The organism is Paenibacillus tyrphae (genome assembly GCF_000722545.1).
GTDB lineage: Bacteria > Bacillota > Bacilli > Paenibacillales > NBRC-103111 > Paenibacillus_G > Paenibacillus_G tyrfis.
This window is the reverse complement of the sequence record NZ_JNVM01000004.1, coordinates 449,976-468,712: the sequence shown is the minus strand read 5'-3', so window position 1 is coordinate 468,712 and position 18,737 is coordinate 449,976. Positions and strand designations below refer to the sequence as shown.

18 protein-coding genes and 1 pseudogene are annotated in these 18,737 nt (G+C 53.6%); 8 read left to right on the top strand and 11 right to left on the bottom strand.

Translation table 11 applies throughout. From position 1 onward, the window contains the following. Positions 1–23: 23 nt before the first annotated feature. The 5 genes from ET33_RS05575 to ET33_RS05555 form a co-directional block, all read right to left on the bottom strand. Complete coding sequence (locus ET33_RS05575; RefSeq protein WP_036677571.1) at positions 24–1,889, bottom strand: sensor histidine kinase; 1,866 nt, start codon at positions 1,887–1,889, stop codon at positions 24–26. Further along, the gene (locus ET33_RS05570; protein ID WP_036677568.1) at positions 1,889–2,926 is read right to left on the bottom strand and encodes a response regulator; all 1,038 of its coding nucleotides are present in this window, start codon (positions 2,924–2,926) and stop codon (positions 1,889–1,891) included. Before ET33_RS05570 ends, ET33_RS05575 begins: the two co-directional genes overlap by 1 nt. A gap of 305 nt (positions 2,927–3,231) precedes the next feature. Then, positions 3,232–4,797, bottom strand: a complete 1,566-nt coding sequence (locus ET33_RS05565) for an extracellular solute-binding protein (protein ID WP_036677565.1) — start codon at positions 4,795–4,797, stop codon at positions 3,232–3,234. Between the two features lie 159 nt (positions 4,798–4,956). Continuing rightward, on the bottom strand, positions 4,957–5,835 hold the full coding sequence (locus ET33_RS05560; protein WP_036677562.1) for a carbohydrate ABC transporter permease: 879 nt from the start codon (positions 5,833–5,835) through the stop codon (positions 4,957–4,959). Positions 5,836–5,865: 30 nt separating this feature from the next. Continuing rightward, entirely contained in the window at positions 5,866–6,822 is a 957-nt protein-coding gene (locus ET33_RS05555) for an ABC transporter permease (RefSeq protein ID WP_036677803.1), read from the bottom strand. Between the two features lie 198 nt (positions 6,823–7,020). Between ET33_RS05555 and ET33_RS05550 the strand changes: the two genes are divergently transcribed. The 4 genes from ET33_RS05550 to ET33_RS05535 all read left to right on the top strand — a co-directional run bounded on the left by ET33_RS05550 (position 7,021) and on the right by ET33_RS05535 (position 9,603). Next, the gene (locus ET33_RS05550) at positions 7,021–7,647 is read left to right on the top strand and encodes a DUF1054 domain-containing protein (RefSeq protein WP_036677559.1); all 627 of its coding nucleotides are present in this window, start codon (positions 7,021–7,023) and stop codon (positions 7,645–7,647) included. Between the two features lie 191 nt (positions 7,648–7,838). Beyond that, positions 7,839–8,165, top strand: a complete 327-nt coding sequence (locus ET33_RS05545) for an SPW repeat protein (protein ID WP_036677556.1) — start codon at positions 7,839–7,841, stop codon at positions 8,163–8,165. A gap of 96 nt (positions 8,166–8,261) precedes the next feature. Further along, on the top strand, positions 8,262–8,687 hold the full coding sequence (locus tag ET33_RS05540; protein ID WP_036677552.1) for a universal stress protein: 426 nt from the start codon (positions 8,262–8,264) through the stop codon (positions 8,685–8,687). A gap of 160 nt (positions 8,688–8,847) precedes the next feature. Further along, a complete protein-coding gene (locus ET33_RS05535) occupies positions 8,848–9,603 on the top strand; it encodes a hypothetical protein (RefSeq protein ID WP_036677549.1) in 756 nt (251 codons plus the stop codon). A gap of 80 nt (positions 9,604–9,683) precedes the next feature. Here the strand turns inward: ET33_RS05535 and ET33_RS05530 are convergent. Further along, positions 9,684–10,573 (bottom strand): annotated as a pseudogene (locus ET33_RS05530) (nucleotide disphospho-sugar-binding domain-containing protein). A 257-nt stretch (positions 10,574–10,830) separates the two neighbouring features. Between ET33_RS05530 and ET33_RS05525 the strand changes: the two are divergent. Continuing rightward, positions 10,831–11,493: a TetR/AcrR family transcriptional regulator gene (locus tag ET33_RS05525; RefSeq protein WP_036677546.1), complete on the top strand. Its 663-nt coding sequence runs from the start codon at positions 10,831–10,833 to the stop codon at positions 11,491–11,493. A gap of 48 nt (positions 11,494–11,541) precedes the next feature. Continuing rightward, a complete protein-coding gene (locus ET33_RS05520; RefSeq protein WP_036677543.1) occupies positions 11,542–12,132 on the top strand; it encodes a GNAT family N-acetyltransferase in 591 nt (196 codons plus the stop codon). 69 nt (positions 12,133–12,201) lie between these two features. Here the strand turns inward: ET33_RS05520 and ET33_RS05515 are convergent, their stop codons facing one another. After that, positions 12,202–13,380, bottom strand: a complete 1,179-nt coding sequence (locus ET33_RS05515; protein WP_036677539.1) for an MFS transporter — start codon at positions 13,378–13,380, stop codon at positions 12,202–12,204. A gap of 365 nt (positions 13,381–13,745) precedes the next feature. Between ET33_RS05515 and ET33_RS05510 the strand changes: the two genes are divergently transcribed. Then, on the top strand, positions 13,746–15,215 hold the full coding sequence (locus ET33_RS05510) for an aminotransferase class I/II-fold pyridoxal phosphate-dependent enzyme (protein WP_200879186.1): 1,470 nt from the start codon (positions 13,746–13,748) through the stop codon (positions 15,213–15,215). A 230-nt stretch (positions 15,216–15,445) separates the two neighbouring features. Here ET33_RS05510 and ET33_RS05505 read toward each other — a convergent pair whose 3' ends face one another. Further along, entirely contained in the window at positions 15,446–16,288 is an 843-nt protein-coding gene (locus ET33_RS05505; protein WP_036677534.1) for a Cof-type HAD-IIB family hydrolase, read from the bottom strand. Between the two features lie 137 nt (positions 16,289–16,425). Between ET33_RS05505 and ET33_RS05500 the strand changes: the two genes are divergently transcribed. Next, positions 16,426–16,845 (top strand): DUF1885 family protein, encoded by a 420-nt coding sequence (locus tag ET33_RS05500; RefSeq protein ID WP_036677532.1) that lies wholly within the window; start codon positions 16,426–16,428, stop codon positions 16,843–16,845. 128 nt (positions 16,846–16,973) lie between these two features. On the opposite strand, the gene ET33_RS05495 is transcribed toward ET33_RS05500, so the two are convergent. From ET33_RS05495 to ET33_RS05485, 3 genes are all read right to left on the bottom strand, one after another. After that, a complete protein-coding gene (locus ET33_RS05495; protein WP_036677529.1) occupies positions 16,974–17,267 on the bottom strand; it encodes a DUF1292 domain-containing protein in 294 nt (97 codons plus the stop codon). Positions 17,268–17,367: 100 nt separating this feature from the next. After that, on the bottom strand, positions 17,368–17,982 hold the full coding sequence (locus ET33_RS05490; protein ID WP_036677527.1) for a stalk domain-containing protein: 615 nt from the start codon (positions 17,980–17,982) through the stop codon (positions 17,368–17,370). A 231-nt stretch (positions 17,983–18,213) separates the two neighbouring features. Further along, a complete protein-coding gene (locus ET33_RS05485; RefSeq protein WP_036677524.1) occupies positions 18,214–18,561 on the bottom strand; it encodes a hypothetical protein in 348 nt (115 codons plus the stop codon). Positions 18,562–18,737 lie beyond the last annotated feature (176 nt).

Here is an 18,737-nt window from a genome sequence, read left to right as displayed (position 1 = left end):
ATCCGTGAAATGAAAGGTTAAAGTTAGGCAGAATCTTTAATGGAGCGCAGCGCCGGTGCCGACGTTTCCGGCATCGTCATCATAATGCGGCTGCCACGGCCCCATTCGCTTTCAATCGACAGGCCGTATTGCTCCCCGAACACCATCTGGATGCGCCGGTGAACGTTCATCAGTCCGATCCCCCCGCGCTGCCGCCCGCCCTCGTGCTCATCGGCAAGCCGGTTTTGCTTCAGTCGTCTGCGCAGCTCTTCCAGCCGGTCGGTCTCGATGCCCGCTCCATTGTCTTCTACGGACACTTGGAACAGCCCGCCCTGCTTGCGCGCATCAATGCGGATGTAATGGTGCGGCTCGAAGCCGCCGGGAAACGCATGCTGAAAAATATTTTCGATAAGTGGCTGCAGCGTCAAGCGCACCATGTTTTCCAGCAGCAGCGATGGCGGAATGACGACGTCGATCTCGAATTCCCGGCCGATCCGGTGCCGCAGCACGATCATGTAATTGCGCACGTGGTTCAGTTCGTTGGCTACCGTGATTTCTTCCAGATTGGTTTGGATCGAATAGCGCAGCATGAAGGCCATCGCTTCCACCATCTCGGTAATTTCGTACGAATCCTGCACGATGGCGTAGCAGTTGATCGTTTCCAGCGTGTTGTACAGAAAATGCGGATTGATCTGAAGCTGAAGCGATTGAAATTCCGCACGCTGCCGTTCCAGCTCCGCCTGGCCGAGCTCAAGTGCATTTTTTTGCTGCTGCAGCTCGGCTTCGTATACCTTCTCGATCATCTCCGAAAGCCGCGTCACCATCAGGTTGTAGCTGTGAATCAACCCGCCGATTTCGTCCGTCCGGCCGATCTCGTCGATATGCTGCCAGTTCCCCTTCTCCGTCTGCCGCATGCTTTCTTTCAGCTCGCGAATCGGCGCGACGATGGAACGGCCGAAGCGGTAGGCGAGCCACAGAGCGGCAATCAGCGTGAGCAGTCCGACGCTGAGCGTCGTGGTGCGGATCGTGGACGCCGGACGCCGGAGCTCGTGAACCGGAATCGAGGCGACAAGCCTCCAGTCCGAGTAGCTCGAACCTCTGGAGACAAACAGCCGATCCTGCCCCTCATAGCGGTCGATGACCGATTTTCCCGCGCTCTGCTCCATATGCCGGAATAGTTCCGGCTCCAGCTTCGCATCTTTCAGCGACAAAGTCGGATGGTAAATAAATTCTCCTTTACCATTTATGATGAAGAAATATCCGTCCTTCCCTACGTTCGCGCGCTGCCATATTTTCGCCAGCTCAGCGAGCTTAAACTCGATGGCGACGACCCCGCGGTTCGCATCGTTATAAGCGGAATCGCGCACTTTTCGCGCCATCGTGACGACGGTCCCCCGGTCTTCCAACCGCAGGCTCACATTCAGCATTACCATCTGCCCGTCGTCGGGGGTATTGGCCATAATGTATTCGAACTTGGTCTTATATTCCGCAGGGTCCAGAAAAATTAAGTTCTGGTTGTCGTAGATGACGGAACGCCGGTGCTGCCCGACGATATAAATCATGTTCAGCTGCTTGTACAGCGCTGCGATCGATTGCACGGAATTCGACGCAAACTTCTTGATCTGTGTGGAGTAGTAGTAATACTCGTATCCATCGTCGGGTGCAATCTCCATGAACGACCGAACGTCGGAGTTCGAAGTAAACGAATTGCTCAGCAGCTCGTATGTCTGCAAATAAATATCCGTCTGGTACGCCGCACTGTCGACGATCTGCTCCATATACTGTTCGGCCTGGCGGTCCAGCTCTTTGGAAGACTGCACGTAAGAAACGACGCCGACGGTAATCAACGAAACGGCAATCACAATGAGAAAGTAGACGTAAATTTGGCCGGACAGCGTTTTGCGCTTCATTATTCGATGCCCATCTTTTGCCGATACTCGGATGGAAGGCACCCGGCGTATTTCTTGAATGTCTTCGTAAAATGCGGGTGGTCGGCGTATCCGACCTCGCCCGAGATGTCCGTGATCCGGTAATGCGGCTGCTGAAGCAGCTTCTTCGCTTTTTCCATCCGTCTGCGGGTCCGGTATTGGACGAACGTTTCCTGCGTCGATTGCTTGAACAGCTGGCTGAAATACGAGGCGTTCAAGCCGATATATTCCGCCACTTCCTCTAGCGAAACCTCCTCGGCCAGATGATCCTCGATGTACTGCTTCGCCTCCTCGACCGGGTCCTTGCGCCGGCCTCTGCGCTTATGCCTGAGCTCCTCGCACAAGCTGCGGACACTGCCGTCAAACCGCCGCCACGCCTCCTCCTTCTCCGAAACGTCCGCCAGCGCCAAGCCGGCGCGCAGCGTGAATACGTCCCGTTGGTTGATCCGGCTCACCAACAAAACATTCAGCTCGTCAAACACATCGCACAACCGGCTCGGCTTCAGGCCGAAGCCGTCCAGCTCGCTGCGCATCTCCGCCAATACGGCCCGCAGCTCCTGCTCTTGCAGCAGCCACACGGCCTCATCCAGCTTGGCCGCCCACGCTTCCAGCCGGGTCACGGGAACGAACGTCTCGGATCGCTGCTTCGCGCTGAAGCGCACGAGCTTCTCCAGCACCTCCTGAAACCCTTTGATGGTGACCGGCTTCAGCAAGTATTCCTTCACGCCGTAAGATACGCTCTTCTGCGCGTATTCAAAATCGTTATAGCCGGAAACGACGACAATCTGGATGTCCACGTCCATCTCGGCCACGTGCCGGCACAGCTCCAGCCCGTCCAGCTTCGGCATCCGGATGTCCGTAAACAAAAAATCGGGGCGTTCTTCGCGAATCCGCTGCAGCGCATCCGTGCCGTTCTCGGCCGTGCGAATGCTCGTGATAGGCAGACCGGATTGCTCCACCAGCTTTTGCAAGCCTTTGCGAATCATCGGCTCGTCATCTGCGATCAAGATTCGGTACATGGCGAACGCTCCTTTCAAAGGGGAGAGGGTGCGGGGAGAAAAGGCTGGTGGGAATGACGGACTGGGCGTAACTTCGCAGCCGGGCATGTATCGTTTCGCTTCAGCTCAGACACGTTTTGTTCCGATCCCCGGATTGGATAAAAGATTTCAGCTGAAGGGATCGGAACAAAAAACTCGCCGCGAAACGATACATGCCCTCCGGCAGGACACCGCACCTCGCCCACTCACGAACCGCCTTTTCTCTCCGTGAAAAGGGATTAAAAAAACGCTTACATTTCAACCGTACTATTATAGAAGAGACGCAATTAACGGCGCGGCATCGAGATCGTCACGTTTGGATCTTTGCTTTTGAACTTCTCGGTCGCTTCCTTGACGACGTCGTTGCCGCCCTTCGATTTCCACTCCTCGATGACCTTCGGCCAATCGGAGATCGGCTCCTTGCCGTATACCATTTTGACCATATGCTGGAGCAGCACCGGAGCGGCATAATCGGATTCCGGCGCAATGTCCGGATTTTTGATATACGCTTCCAGACGAGGCTCGAATTGGATGCCGTCGCGTCCTTCGTTTGCCAACATTGTATCATAGATGCTCATCAATTTCTGCCCTTCCGGCGTCAGGCTAAGCGTGCCTTTGTTGTACTTCGTATCCTGCACCATCCACAGGAAAGCTTGGCGGTAGCGCTCTTCGTCCACCCCTTGCGGGTCCGTCGGCGATTTGTACTCGATCTTGCCGTCCACCGTCTTGTAGGTCTCCCCTTCAATGCCGAACGTAAAAAACTTCTCCGCCTCGTCCGACAGCATCCAATCGAAAAATTTGATGATCGCCTCCGGATTTTTCGCCTTTTTATTGATGAACCAGGCGCGGGTGACGGAGTTGTACAAGTAATAGCCGCCCTTGCCGTCCGGGCCGACCGGCGACGGAATCAGCTCAACCTTGGCGGTAGGGACGTTCGCCTGCAGCTGCTTCTCCCACTGCAGCGCTTCGTTGGCGTTCATCGACCACATGCCCGCCTTCCCGGCCAATATATTGTTTTTGTAAACGGTCGGGTTAATTGTTGCAAACTCCTTCGAGATCAGCCCTTCGTCGAACATCGTTTTATACGTTTGCAGCGCCTTCGTCATATTGTCGACGTTGAAAAACTTCGGCACGATTTGATCGCCCTGCTGCATGTGCATGGAGAGGTAAGGAAACGCGTCGAAGGGGCCGAAGAACGTGTCGGCATATTTGAAATTTTCGCGGCCCTGATACGGCTGTTCGACTCCCAGCTCCTTGAACTTCCGCAGCACGTTCAAGTATTCGTCGACCGTCTTCGGCACCGACAGCCCCGCTTTGTCGAGCAGATCCTTGCGGATCGCGGTCGCACGGCGCGAAGGGTTGGAGAGGAACTCGGGGATCGCGTAAATTTTGCCCTGATACGTCTCTTTCTGCCAGGCATCCTTCGGAATTTTCTTCAGCAGGTTTTGCCCGTGCTTTTGCAGCAGATCGTCCAAAGGCAGGAAGACGCCGGCCTGAACGGAGCCGGCCATCTCCTTGCCCGCCACGCCGCCGCTCCCCTGCACGACATCGGGAATGTCGTTGGTGGCAAACATCTGGATCATCTTCTGCTCGAATTCCTTGTGTGGGACAAGCACGATGTTCAGGTCCGTGTTGGTTAGTTCCTCCAGCTTTTTCACCCATTTGTCTTCGTTGATATTGGGCGATTTCTCCACGTGATTGAAGGCGAGCGTTCTCATCGAGATGGAAAATTTCGCTTTTTCGTTCGGGTTACCGGTTCCTTCCGCCGCCGGCGGCTCCGACGTCTTGGCGCAAGCGGCCAGCATGCTCGCAGCTGCAGCCGAGGCAAGCCCGACCTTCATCCATTTCTTCATACATACCCCTCTTTTCTGAGAAATGATATGGAGCAATTGCATTTAGTGTAAAAGGACGCCTCCTTCCGGGCATCGGCTATTGTCCACCCGGGTTGCGCTTTTTTTGGAGCAGCGCCCTGTTTTACCGGTATAGCAGCTCCCGATACCGGAGGCCAGAAGCTAAGATTTCACGGAGCCGACCATCATGCCTTTGACAAAATGCTTTTGCAGGAACGGATAGATGAGTACGATCGGCAGCGTCGCAATGATGATCGTCGCCATCTTGATGCCTTCCGGGTCCATATGTGCGAGCGAGCTGAACTGGGAGGCCGACGGGTCGATGTTGATTTCGTTCGCATCAATTAGTTGGCGAAGCTTCACTTGGAGCGGCCTCAAAGCCGGGTTGTTGATATAGTACAGCGCATTCATGTACGTATTCCAGTGGCCTACGGCGTAAAAGATGCCTAGGGACGCCATCACGGGCTTGGAGAGCGGCAGCACGATGCTCCAGATCATCCGCAGCTCGGTGCAGCCGTCGATCCGACCAGAGTCGATAATCTCCGAAGGAATCTGCATAAAGAACGAGCGCATGATGAAAAAGTTAAATGCGCTAATCGCGCCGGGAAGCAGCAGCGCCCACAGTGTATTCGTCAGGCCGAGGCTTTTCATCAAGATGAAGTTCGGCACGAGTGGGGCGCTGAATACCATCGTGATGAGCACCATGATGACGACGAGCTTCCGCCCCACATATTCTTGCCTCGATACCGGATAGGCGAGCGAGGCGGTGGCAATCAGATTGATGAGCGTGCCGACCACCGTAATGTACACCGTAATCCCGAAGGAACGCCAGATCGAAGCGTCGCTGAACACGTACTGATAGTTGATCCAGGTGAAATCGACGGGCCAGAATAATACTTTTCCGGCAATGACGGCTTCGGAGCTGCTGAACGATTGCGCCAGCACGCCGAGGAACGGCAGAAACATCGCCAGCCCGAGCAAGGTCAGAAAAATAAAATTTGCCGCATTAAACACTTGCCGGCTTGCGCTTGCTTTTTTCATAAGTCTCGCACCTCCCGCTTCCTGCTGCCGTTAATACAAGCTTTCCCCCGTCGCTTTCTTGCTGAGCGTGTTGCCGATGACGATCAGCACCAGACCGACGACCGATTTGAACAAGCCGATCGCCGTCGTATAGCTGAACTGCTGCCCGAGCAATCCGACCTGATAAATGTACGTGTCCAAAATTTCGCCGTTGCTTTTGTTGAGCGGGTTCAGGAACACGTAGACGCGCTCGAAGCCGAAATCCAGAAACCTGCCGATATGAAGCAGGAACATGATCATAATCGTCGGCAGCAGCGCCGGAATTGTAATGGATAGCGTCTGGCGCCAGCGGCTCGCGCCGTCCACCTCGGCCGCCTCGTATAAGTCTGGATTGACGCCCGCAAGCGCCGCGAGGAAAATGATCGTCCCGTACCCCGAATCGCGCCAGATGCCGGAGCCGATAAGCACGGTGCGAATCCACGATTCTTCACCGAGGAAGTAGACTGGCTCGAAGCCGAGCCAGCTGATGAACTGGTTCACCGCTCCGGTCGATGGCGACAAGATACCGATGGCGATGCCGCTGACGATGACCCAGGACAAGAAGTGCGGCATATAGACGACCGTCTGCAGCACCCGCTTGTACAGCACCAGACGCAGCTCGTTGAGCAGCAGCGCCAAGACGATCGGCGCCGGGAACGCGATGAGCAGATCGTACAATCCGATCAGCAGCGTATTGTTGAGGATGTTCAAAAAATCGTAATGGGCGAACATCCGTTTAAAATGCGCGAGGCCGACCCATTTGCTGCCCGGAATGCCTTGAAAAATATTGTAGTCCTGAAAGGCGATCACCGAACCGAACAGCGGAACGTACTTGAAAATGAAAAAATAGACGATCCCCGGAACCGAGATCAAATAAAGCGTTTTGTATTTCCACATGAACCGGAGTACGTTTTTACGGGTCCCGGCTTTGTAGCCGATCGTCTTCACCGCCTGCATTTTCACCGCCATGCCTGCCTCCTCCTTTTCCGTCTTCATGTAGCTTCATCCTACTCTGTAAAAACGCTTTCAACAATGGAATGCCTTTTCTCGCACTTGTGTTTTTTTTGGCTCCGGACTAAAAAAATGTCGTCAGTCGTCGAACGCGTGCCCGGACGTCCCATTTTATGCTATATTGTTGTCATCGATAAAAAAAAGGAGTCTTCAGTCATGCAGTTTGCCGGCTTTACCGCAACAGATTTTGAAACCTTTACAATAGAAGGCCTGGAGGGCCGGATGGAAGCGATCCGCTCGCGCATTCAACCCAAATTCGGCGTCATCAGCAGCGAGCTGCTGGATGAGATCGCCGTGCAAGCGGGAGAAGAGCTGTATTTGCACATCGCCAAGCATGCGCGCCGCAAGGTGAACCCGCCCGTCGACACGTGGATGTCGTTCTCGAGCAGCAAGCGCGGCTACAAGCAGCTTCCCCATTTTCAGATCGGCTTGTTCGACGACAGGGTGTTTATTTGGCTCGCCCTGATCTACGAGCTGCCGAATAAGCAGACCATTGCCCAGACGTACTTGGACCGCCTGCCGGAGATCCGCTCCGCGCTGCCCGAAGATTTCGTGCTTTCGTTCGATCATATGCAAAAAGACGCGGTACCGGTGCGGGATTTGGATGACAGCCAGTTCGAGCAAGCGCTCCGGCGTTTTCGCGACGTGAAGAAGGCCGAGCTGCTGGTCGGCCGCAACATTCCTGCCGATGATCCGGTGCTGGCGGATGGACAAGCCTTCCTCCGGCTGGCTAAAGAAACAATGATCTCCGCCCTGCCTTTATACAAGATGGCCAAGCTGTAAGCAAGGACAAGGCCTCCCTCCGGCTTAAGCCGATGACGGGGGCCTTTTTCTATGTTTTGCGGTGCCGTAGGTTCCACAGCGACACCCACTCTGCTCACATTTTTTACAATAATTAGCGGAATTGTGCACCTTTTGAAATCGGTTGCATATAGTAAATATAAAACGGGCGTCCATTTCAGGGAGGGGTAGGCATGAAGAAAACTGCGGTTCGCAACCTGCTGGCTGCGCTAATTGGTCTTTGGTTCATAGGCGCTCCGTGGATTCTCGGTTTTTCCGGCCATTCCGGAGCTGTATGGAGCAGCATGGCCGCCGGCTTTATTGAACTCGTCTTCTCAATGCTGGCATTGGGTAAAACGGGCTGGGGCTCGTGGCAGCATTGGATAGCGTTTTTGACGGGCGTTTGGTTCATGATGCTGCCCTTCGTATTCTCATTCGGTCTGGGGATGACCCTCTTCATTCTGGCGCTCGGCGTAGTGACAGTCCTCTTGAACTTTTATAATATGAATGAGGAGTCTTAAATATTGTTTTCAATTTTCTGAATTTTCCGTCATGTAAGCGGTCGTTTGTGGTATAATGAAATCGTAATCCACTAAACCGCAAATGAGGTGAGGATGATGTTATTTTCTAAAATCCTTGTTGCCTATGACGGTTCGAATTTATCGAAGAAAGCTTTGAAACGTGCGGTCGAATTGGTCCAGGAACAATCTCACAGCCTACATCCTCCGCGGCTCGAAATTATTCATGTGTACGCCCTTCCTACCTTTATCGGCAGCGAATATGCGGTTAACAACGATTATATTGAAGCTGCCGAAGCGACGATCGAGGAAGCCAAGTCGCTGATCCCGCCGACGCTAAACGTGAAATTTACGCTGACCCGGGGGCAGCCGGCTTATACCATCCTGTCGCATGCGGAAGAGATCGAGTGCGACCTGATTGTCATGGGAAGCCGGGGACTCGGAAAAATCCGCGAGTTCTTCCTCGGAAGCGTCAGCCATAACGTCGTGCAGCAGGCTAAAGTTCCCGTGCTGATTGTGAAATAAACCGGATTCCCATATCGTCGACAGACCGCCCGACCGGCGGTCTATTCGTCGTTGCGCAAAATTTATTTTAGCCTAAGCTTGCTTTAAAGTAAGGTTAAGCTTGGATGCCTATCCTAACATTGGTTGCAAAACCAATCCAACATCAGGAAGGTGAACCTGCATGAAGCAAACGTATGCGAAACGGGTAATCGTCTCCTCGCTGGCTCTTGCGCTTCTGCTCGGAGGCGGGGTCCTGTATGGAACCCGACAATCGGCGCACGCCGAGGATGCGGCCGCGCAGCAGCCGTCCGCGACGAAAGCGAAAGCCGGCCCATTCCAGGAGTGGTTCGGCAAGCGAAGCGAACGTGACGGCTCCAAGGATTCCGGCGATTCCGCCAAAGGCATGCCGATCTTCGAAGAAGCCGCTGCGATTCTCGGCACAGACAAAGCCTCGCTGGTCGCCTCGCTTAAAGACAAGACGCTCGTACAGCTGGCCGCGGAGAAAAACATGAGCGAAGCCGACTTCGTCGCCAAGCTGCAGGCAGCGCGCAGCAAAACGATCGACGAAGCCGCAGTCTCCGGGAAGCTGACCGCCGAGCAAGCGGAGAAGCTCAAAAGCCGCATGGCGGACCATCTGAAAAAGATGGTTAACCGTACCTTTGACGGCAACGGCCGCTTCGGCATGCATGCGGGCAAAAAACATTTGGGCATCACGCCGGACAAGCTCGCTTCCCTTCTCGGAATGACCGAGGACCAGTTGAAAACCGAGCTGAAATCGGGCAAATCGCTGACCGACATCGCGCAAAGCAAAGGAATCTCCAAAGCGCAGCTGGTCGGCAAAATCAAGGACGAAATGACCCCGTGGATTGAGAACATGGTCGATCGCAAGCCTTCGCAGGATAGGAAGAAATCTGAAACGACTAACAAGACCCCGTAGTGCTTACGTACCATACCGTCCCGATAGGGGCGGTTTTTTGCTTATCTGTTATGATATCTTTGCAGAAACGATGGCGTGTGTCACTTCATGCCTAGACTTCGTTTATACGCGAAGATCTCCTCGACGGCTCGATGATACCCGCCCGCAGCTCGAAACAAATCGCCAACTTCAGCGCAAACCTTTCGAATTGACGCATCCTTGAGTACGCGTTCCGCCGCCTCTCTGAGATCTCCTGCGGTTAAGCCTTCTTGATTCAGGTGGATGCCCGCACCGATTTCTGCCACGCGCCGTGCTACAACAGGCTGGTCGGCGCTTTTGGGAAATACAATCAGCGGCACACCATAATAAAGGCCTTCACTGGTGCTGTTCATGCCGCCGTGTGTGGTAAACAATTTAGCGCGTTGCAGTACTTCGAGTTGCGGTACGTAGTCGCGAACGATAAAATTCGCTGGAATGTCTCCCGATTCCGCAATCTGGGTTTGTCTGCCGATGGATAGAATTACGGTGCACTTCGTTTCGGCGAACGCCGCAAAACAGAGTTTGTAAAAATCCACGGCTTGATTAAAAACGGTGCCGAGAGATATGTAGATCAGGCGATGCACGAGTTGACTGCCGGTAGGTCGAGTATTTGTGCAAGCAAACGCCCACAGCCAAACATCGAGTCATGAATGATGTAATCAAAACGCTCTCCTTTTGTTTGCTCTAGAACACTGGGAATGACGATGTCGGCGGTACGCAATAGTCCCCCCACTCGAGCCCATGGAGTTCTTCCTCCGGCAAGGAACGCCTCCAAAAATTTGCCACTATCGAACGTAATCACTTCTGCGCCCGTCGGCTCGATGCGATCGCGAAATTGTTCCGCTACAAAGTAAACTACCTCTTCGCCACGACGGATAAGCTCTTGAACCACACCGAGGGTTGGGTTGATATGTCCTTCGGAACCTCCGTTGATCAGCAAAACGCGTGCCATAGTCATCACCTTTCATGAGGAAATATACCGCTCCGAGCGCCTGCCAGCTGATTTTTCGCGCAGGTCCCATAATCCTGTTCAAGATCTACGCAACATTTACAGCTTTAACTGTTTTTAATATATCATAAAGATGTATCAAAATACCTAACCTGAATCGCCTTCCAAATCAACGTTGTCGAACGTTCGTTCACACTATCGGACAATTTTGGTGTATAATATATGAGGCTCCCGAACTATGCATCAAAGAGGTGTGAGTCATGTTACCCGAATCGAACGAAGATTGGATCGAGCAATTGCTTAAGCTCAGCGACGAAGAACCGAAAATGACGGAAAAACAAACGAAAATCCTGCATGCGGCCATTGAAATTTTTGCCGAGAAAGGCTACGCCGCAGCTTCCACCAGTGAAATCGCGCAAAAAGCAGGCGTTGCGGAAGGCACGATCTTCCGTCATTACAAAACCAAAAAAGACTTGCTGCTGTCCATCGTCCTTCCGATCATGGCCAAGCTCGTCGCCCCGTTCGTCCTCCGTAATTTTACACCGGTGCTAGAAGCAAAGTATACCCGGTACGAGGACTTTCTGCGGTCGCTCATCCGCAACCGGCTGGAGTTCGCCCGCCAGCATTTGCCGATGATCAAAATTTTGATGCAGGAGATTCCATTTCACCCCGATCTTCAGGAGCAATTCAAGAACGAAGTTATGAACGAAGTATTAACGCGCATCAAAAAAGTGATTGTTTTTTTTCAACAAGAAGGGCAGATCATCCCCCTTCCTGCCGCCACCGTAGTCCGGCTGACCGCCTCGGTCATCATCGGCTTCCTAATTACCCGTTTCCTGCTCGTACCGGAACAAGAATGGGACGAGGAAGAAGAAGCGGAGACGTGCATCCGCTTTATTATGCACGGACTCGCCACTCGGTAAGCTGTGGAGACATACGCTTCATACTCGGGTTCCAAAGGAGACAGCTTCATGATTGTACACGGAGACCGGATCTATATCCGACCTCTTGATTTACCGGATGTCCCAGCGCTTCATCTGCTGCGGGCGGAAAACGAAACGTTCTTCCGTCCGTTTGAGCCTCTGCAGGACAGCAACGCTTTTACCCTCGACGCCGTACAAGAATCCCTGGTGAAGATGATCGCCGAACGGGAGCAGGACAGTGCCTACGCCTTCGGTATTTTCTTGAACGGCACAGACGAGCTTATCGGCCGGGTCAGGCTATCATCTATCGTTCGAGGGCCATGGCAGAACGCCAATCTCGGTTATTACATTTCCGAACGCTTCAACGGGCAGGGTTACATGTCCGAGGCGGTCGGACTCGTGCTCCGGTTCGCTTTCGAGAACTGCGGACTTCACCGGGTTCAAGCGGCCATTATGCCTCGCAATAGAGGATCGATTCGGGTCGTCGAAAAAAACGCCATGCGGCTGGAAGGCCTGGCCCGCAACTATTTGCAGATCCACGGCGTATGGGAAGATCATGCGATCTATGCCATGACACGGGAGGAATGGCCCCCGGCCCCCGGCGATCGGTCGGATTCGGCGCTGAGCCATCTGGAGTGAATAAGAAAGAAAAGCCGTCGCAGCGAACAATCGCATGCGGCGGCTTCTTTGCGTTCTTCAAGATTTCGATTATACGGGCTGTCCCGCTGTCCGGGTATCTGCGCGATCCGCGACGATAAAGCGGTACAGCAAGTACAAGGCAGCGATCGAAAGAACCGCTCCGGTCACGAACGGCACGCTGTGGTTGTAATCGTAAATGCCGGCCCCGAGCAGCGGCCCGGTAATGCGGCCCAGACTGTCCATCGAGGAGCTTAAACCGGAAGCCACACCTTGCCCGACCTTGGTCTTCTGCGTGATCAGCGAGGTGACGCACGGACGAATAAGCGCGTTCCCTGCGGCGAAGACGCTCAAGTAGATCGAAGCGGTAAGCAGGCTGCTGGAGAACAGGATCAGCACGAAGCCGAGCGCCGACAGCAGCAGGCCGATACCGATCACGCGGGATTCCTGCCCTTTTTTGACCAGCCGCCGGGCCACGCCGCCTTGGATCAACGCGCCGACTACGCCGCTTACCGCGAACATGATGCCGAGCTGCGTCGGCGTTGCGCCGATCTGATCCCGTTCAAACAGCAGCAGCGTCGCCTCCAGCCCCGCCAGCGTGAACGAGACGAAGAACGAAAGCACATACAAATATTTGAGCGAACCGACGAATGCGCTCCAACGAGAAGCTTTCGCTTCTCTTGATTTGCTCCGCATCTCCACGGTCAGCGACTCCGGCAGCATGAAGAAGGCGAACGCGAAGGTGGCCAGCGCCAGCGCGGAAGACGCGAAGAACGGCACCTGCAGCCCGAAGTGGCTCAGCAAGCCTCCGAACGCCGGGCCGAAGATGAAGCCCAGACCGATCGACATGCCGACAAGCCCCATGCCCTTGGTGCGGTTCTCCTCGGTCGTAATGTCCGCGACATAAGCGACGGCGCACGCGGTAGTTGCTCCGGAGAATAGGCCTCCCAAAATGCGCGACACGTACATCAGCACGAGGTTATCCCCCGCTAAGCCGAACAAGAAGAAGCTGACGCTAAAGCCGAGCGCCCCGGTCATGATAAGCGGGCGGCGCCCGATCCGGTCCGATAATCCGCCCCATACAGGAGACATCAGAAACGACGCCAAAGAATAGACCGACAACAGCATGCCGAGATGAAAGCTGTCGGCCCCCGATCCGGTGACGGCGTCGGGAAGCACCGGGATGATAATGCCGAAGCCGATAAATATCGTCATCAGCAGTACCATAATAATTGCCAGCTGTTTTTTCATATGCGTAACTGTTCCTCCCGATTCGTTGGTTGAACTAAAAACGGCCTGAGCCGCGGGTTCGGCCGAAGCCATTTGTAGAAATTATCCTTATCGTACCATAACTTTTTTGACGATGGAAACGAAAGCTTTTTAAGATTAACAAAATCGACAAACCTGCACGCGGGAGCCTTTGAAAAGCGCGGCCAGCAAGGCTTTTTTCGCCTCCGTTCGCCTCCCCGGTTAATTATTTGGCCGAGTTAACAAACTATTTATCAAAAACCGCTTGCATCCGTGTCGCTTTTTGCTATACTCATTTTGTTTGCTTTTTTTCCGACAAACGCTGGCATAGCCAACAATACTCGTACAAACGAAGGGTAGGGATGACCGTGGATCAAACGAAAACTCCTCTGTTTACCGCACTTAAGGAGCATGCCGGACGCAATCCGGTACAGTTTCACATTCCAGGACATAAGAAAGGTGTCGGCATGGACCCCGAGTTTCGGGAGTTTATCGGTGATAACGCGCTGTCCATCGACCTGATTAATATAGCTCCGCTCGATGACCTGCACCAGCCGACCGGCGTCATCGAAGAGTCTCAGAAGCTGGCCGCAGCCGCGTTCGGAGCCGATCATACGTTTTTTTCCGTGCAGGGCACGAGCGGCGCTATCATGACGATGATTCTCACCGTCTGCTCCCAAGGCGACAAAATCATCGTGCCGCGCAACATTCACAAATCGATTATGGCTGCGATCATTTTCGCCGGCGCGAAGCCGATCTTCTTGAAGCCGGTTCGCGACGAAAACCTCGGGATCGATCACGGCGTGACGACCAGCTCCGTCAAACGCGCGTTGGAGCGCCATCCGGATGCCAAAGCGCTACTGGTCATCAATCCGACGTATTACGGCGTGTGCGCGAACCTGAAGGAAATCGTAGATATCGTGCACAGCTACAATATTCCGGTACTGGTAGACGAGGCCCATGGCGTGCTGATTCATTTCCACGACAAGCTGCCGATGGCCGCCATGGAGGCCGGCGCCGACATGGCCGCTACGAGCGTGCATAAGCTCGGCGGCTCGATGACGCAAAGCTCCGTGCTCAACATTCGCGAAGGACGCGTGAACGTGCGCCGTGCGAAGACGATCATCAGTATGCTGACGACGACTTCGACGTCCTATATTTTGCTCGGGTCGCTGGACTGCGCGCGGCGGAATCTGGCGCTGAACGGCCACATGATGGCGGAACGGGCGCTGGAGCTGGCGAACTACGCCCGCGAAGAAATCAACCGTATCCCGGGACTGGAATGCTTCGGAGAAGAAATTTTAGGTACGGAAGCGACCTACGATTACGATCCGACAAAGGTCAATATCCATGTGCGCCATCTCGGCATTACGGGCTACGATGCGGAAAATTGGCTGCGCGAGCACTATAATATCGAAGTCGAACTCAGCGACATGTACAACGTGCTGTGCCTGGTTACACCGGGCGATACGCGCGAAAACATCGACATCCTGCTTGATGCGCTGCGCCAACTGTCCGAGGAGAACTACAACATTCGCCAAGCGAACGAACTGGTCATCAAAATCCCGAAAATTCCGCAGCTCGCCCTGGCTCCGCGCGACGCGTTCTACGGGGACACGGAGTTGATTCCGTTCAAAGAATCGGCCGACCGCATTATCGCCGAATTCATCTACGTCTACCCGCCGGGTATTCCGATTCTGCTCCCGGGCGAAGTTATCTCGCAGGATCTCATCGACTACATTACCGAACATATCGACGTCGGGCTGCCGGTTAAGGGACCGGAAGACCGCAGCATCGAATACGTCAAGGTCATCGTCGAAGCTCCCGCGATTTTCTAGAAAGCCAATTCAAGCTCTACGTATAAAATTCTCTGCATACGCCGGTAGGGTATATCCCTCCAGCCGCTCTTGAAACCCGTGAATTTGATTAGAGTTAGCGGTATTTTCACGGGCTTCAAAGGCGGACGTAAACTCTTACGGGATATACCCCACCTCTATTGGTCTGAGACTTTTCTATTTCTAGGAATTCTCGACAGCCTAAGCTTCTCCTCTGGAGAAGCTTATTTATTTTATGCTAGCGTCCCCTGCCGGACTTGTTCCTCCAACCATTCGATCACGTCGGCAATCGCATGCTCGTTATGGTGCTTGCCGTGGCGCTTGGCGGCGTCCAGAAGCTCCAGATGTGCATTGGCGACGGCGATACCGATACCTGCCCGGCGTATCATCTCCAGGTCGTTCAGATGATCCCCAAGCGCGATGCAGCGTTCCATCGGGATGCCAAGCTCCGCCGCTAACCGTTCCAATGCATGCCCTTTCGTCGCTTCCGGAGCTAGCATCTCGAAATATTTATCGTCCGAACGAACCCAGTCGACCTCCGTCCCTGCCGTCAGCCGCACGATCTCGGGTACGGCTTCGTCGAGCAGCGACGGCTCCCAGGCGAACAGCAGCTTGATCCACGGCTCGGACACGTCGTCATACGAATTCAGCCGCAGCAACGGAAATTTCTCCACGGCCCGGTGACGCTCCGTCGTTTCATTTTCCTGCAGCACATAAGGCGCCACTCCTCCGCGCACATACAATTCTGCGCCGATGCCGGGGAAGCGCTCAAGCACGCGCCCCACCGCTTCCTTAGCCGAGGCAGACAGCGTCCGTTCCCAGATGGCCTCTCCGCGGCTGAAATCGTGAATGACCGCTCCGTTGTACAAAATGGCCGGCGCATTCACCGGCAGCTGCTCCACGAAGGGCCGGACCGATCCGGCGATCCGCCCCGTTGCGAGCGTAAACCGGCCGCCGAGGCTCGTAAACCGTTCGATAGCGGCTCGATTTTCCCCGCTTATTTGTTTGGCGCTATCAAGCAGCGTTCCATCCATATCCGTGACCAGTAAATATCCTTCAAACCTTCTGTCTTTCATTGCTCTCTCCCTCTTCTCTGCCCGTCTACCGCTGCCGGAACAAGTATTGTATTTGATTTTTCTTAATGCTATGATGTTCATGGTACTTCAAACAAGAAAATCGTTCCAGTCCATATGTATAGGCAGGTGCATTCATCATGGCGCAAAGCGCTTATATCAAGTTCGTCGAAGGGTCCGCCGTTTCCTCCCTGACGTTAGATGAATTGAAGGCCCAGCTGGAGCATTACCGCGAGCAGCTAACGCTGACCGGCAAGCAGCTCAGCTGGGAATATGACGAAGCCGGATTTCCGTATGAGATTCAAACGAAACCCGAAGGGGAAGGCAAGTGGTTTTATTTAAAAGCAACAAGTCCTCGCTACAAATATATTGTGGCAGGCGTCGGATCAGAGACTTCTGATGAGACGCAAAGGCATTACGTCCAGTTTGTCCTTCCCGAGGATGCCACGCACGGCGACAAAGCTAAGGGCAACGAATTTTGCAAGTATCTCGCCAAGCTGTGGAAAGCGGAACTGCATTTATTCAACGGACGAACCATGTACTTCAATCCGCGCAAATAGACGTTCCAAAAGACCGTTGTCCGCCTTTGGCGGAGACGGTCTTTTTCGATTCTTCCCCCTGCCCTTCGCAGCCGCTTAAAACGCGAAAAACCTTTCTTGCAGGCAAGAAAGGTTTTTTACGGTATTCATTATTGCTGCTCTTGTTCTTCCACAATTTCGTTGTAGATTTGAACAACGCGATCCCACTCTTCTTCGTCTTCAATGCTCGCAAGAAAAGCTTCGCCGTCCTCTTCGTCTATCCGGAAAATAACGCCGTCTGCTTCCATATCGTTACGATCGAGAAGTACCGCATAGGCCCGGTCGTTAGCTTCGAAAGTGTATACCATCACCATCTCATGCTCGACTCCGTCTTGGTCGGTCACGATAAAGATATCGTCCTCATGATCGTGATCGCAGGAAGCGTCATGAATGTGATCGCTCATGGGAAAACCTCATTTCATCTTAATTTAATGTTCTCCCGTATCGTACCACGCACGATAAGACGAAGTCAATGAACCGGGTCATGCCCACCGTCCGCCGGCTTTACTCGGATGCGATCACCTTTTCCGAAACGACTGTATAATCGCTGCGCTCGTCCGGTTTGATCGAGAACTTCACAACATAGTTCCCGGATTCGGCGAATGTGACGTTAAACGGCCACGGGTACCAGAAGCTTTCTTTCTGGCCGTTGACGGCTTTCTCATGAACCGCCACTTGATCCCCGTTCGGAGCGTGGATCGAGATTTTGAAAGAAGAAATCGGCGTCGTCAAGCTGTCTACTTGCGCGAACACGGCAAAGTCGAGACGGTCGCCCTTCTTCACGCCGCCGAACGGCTGTTTGATCGAATAGTCGTCATTGACCTTCTTCGCAACAAACATATGTACGTTCGGCTTGGTGATGGAAACGGTCTTCGCAGCGTCGTCCCATTTCACGAGCGCCTGCAAAGATTCAGACAACACGCGAACGGGGAATACGGCGCTTCCCTTCGCGACAAAAGCGGGTGTCTCACCGTCTTTGAACGGCTTTTCCGCATTATTGATCATCAGCTTTACTTTCGGAAAACCTTCGAAATCGCCCCACATGGAGCTGGCGTACGCTCCCGCTGTTCCGAATAAGGAAAGCGACAGCACCAGCGTCAGCAATCGCGGCACCTTCATTTCCAGCAACCTCCATCATGTTCTTCGTTCTGCTATCTTATACTCCATAGCGCGGTAAGAGTTGCGCGCTTCGTCCAGAAAACTTTCAGCTTTTTTTAAGCGCCCCTCTAGATGTTGTGTGTGAAGAAGATTTTTTCCATTTTCTATACAAAATATGCCAACAAAAGCATCATTGTCGAACGATGCTCCGCAAAGCGAGCCGTGACGATTCGTGCGCTTGCCCGGGAAATTTCAACTCGCGCCCCCAAGGAGCTCCTGCAGCTTTTCTTCGCATTTACCCTTCAGCACGATAGGCATCATGGAGCAATGAAACTCGTAGCCCTGGAATACATACATGACATGGTAATGACGCTCCGGGGTCACTTCCTCCAGAACGATGCGGCATTCGCTCCGGCGCAGCCGCTGCTTCGCATGGTTATGTTCCCGCTCGGCCAATAGCAGCAGCCGTTCGAAAAGCCCTCTCCATATTCTGGATAGCTTCATTGCTTCGGCATGCTTCCGATCGCGTTCAAGTGCCTTAAGCAAATAAAGCGTGACGACATACTGATGCACCCACGGTTCCACCGTCGTATTCCGCATGTTCCCTCACCTGCTGGATTAAAAAAGATTTGATTTTATTATATAGAACATTTGTTCCCATTACAAGGGGATAAGATGTATTAAATTTACCCAAAATGTGACAAACCCATCTTGAATCGTGTAAGATAACCATGGTAAATTTAAAAGCATATCCGGCTGGAAGCCTTAACGAGCGG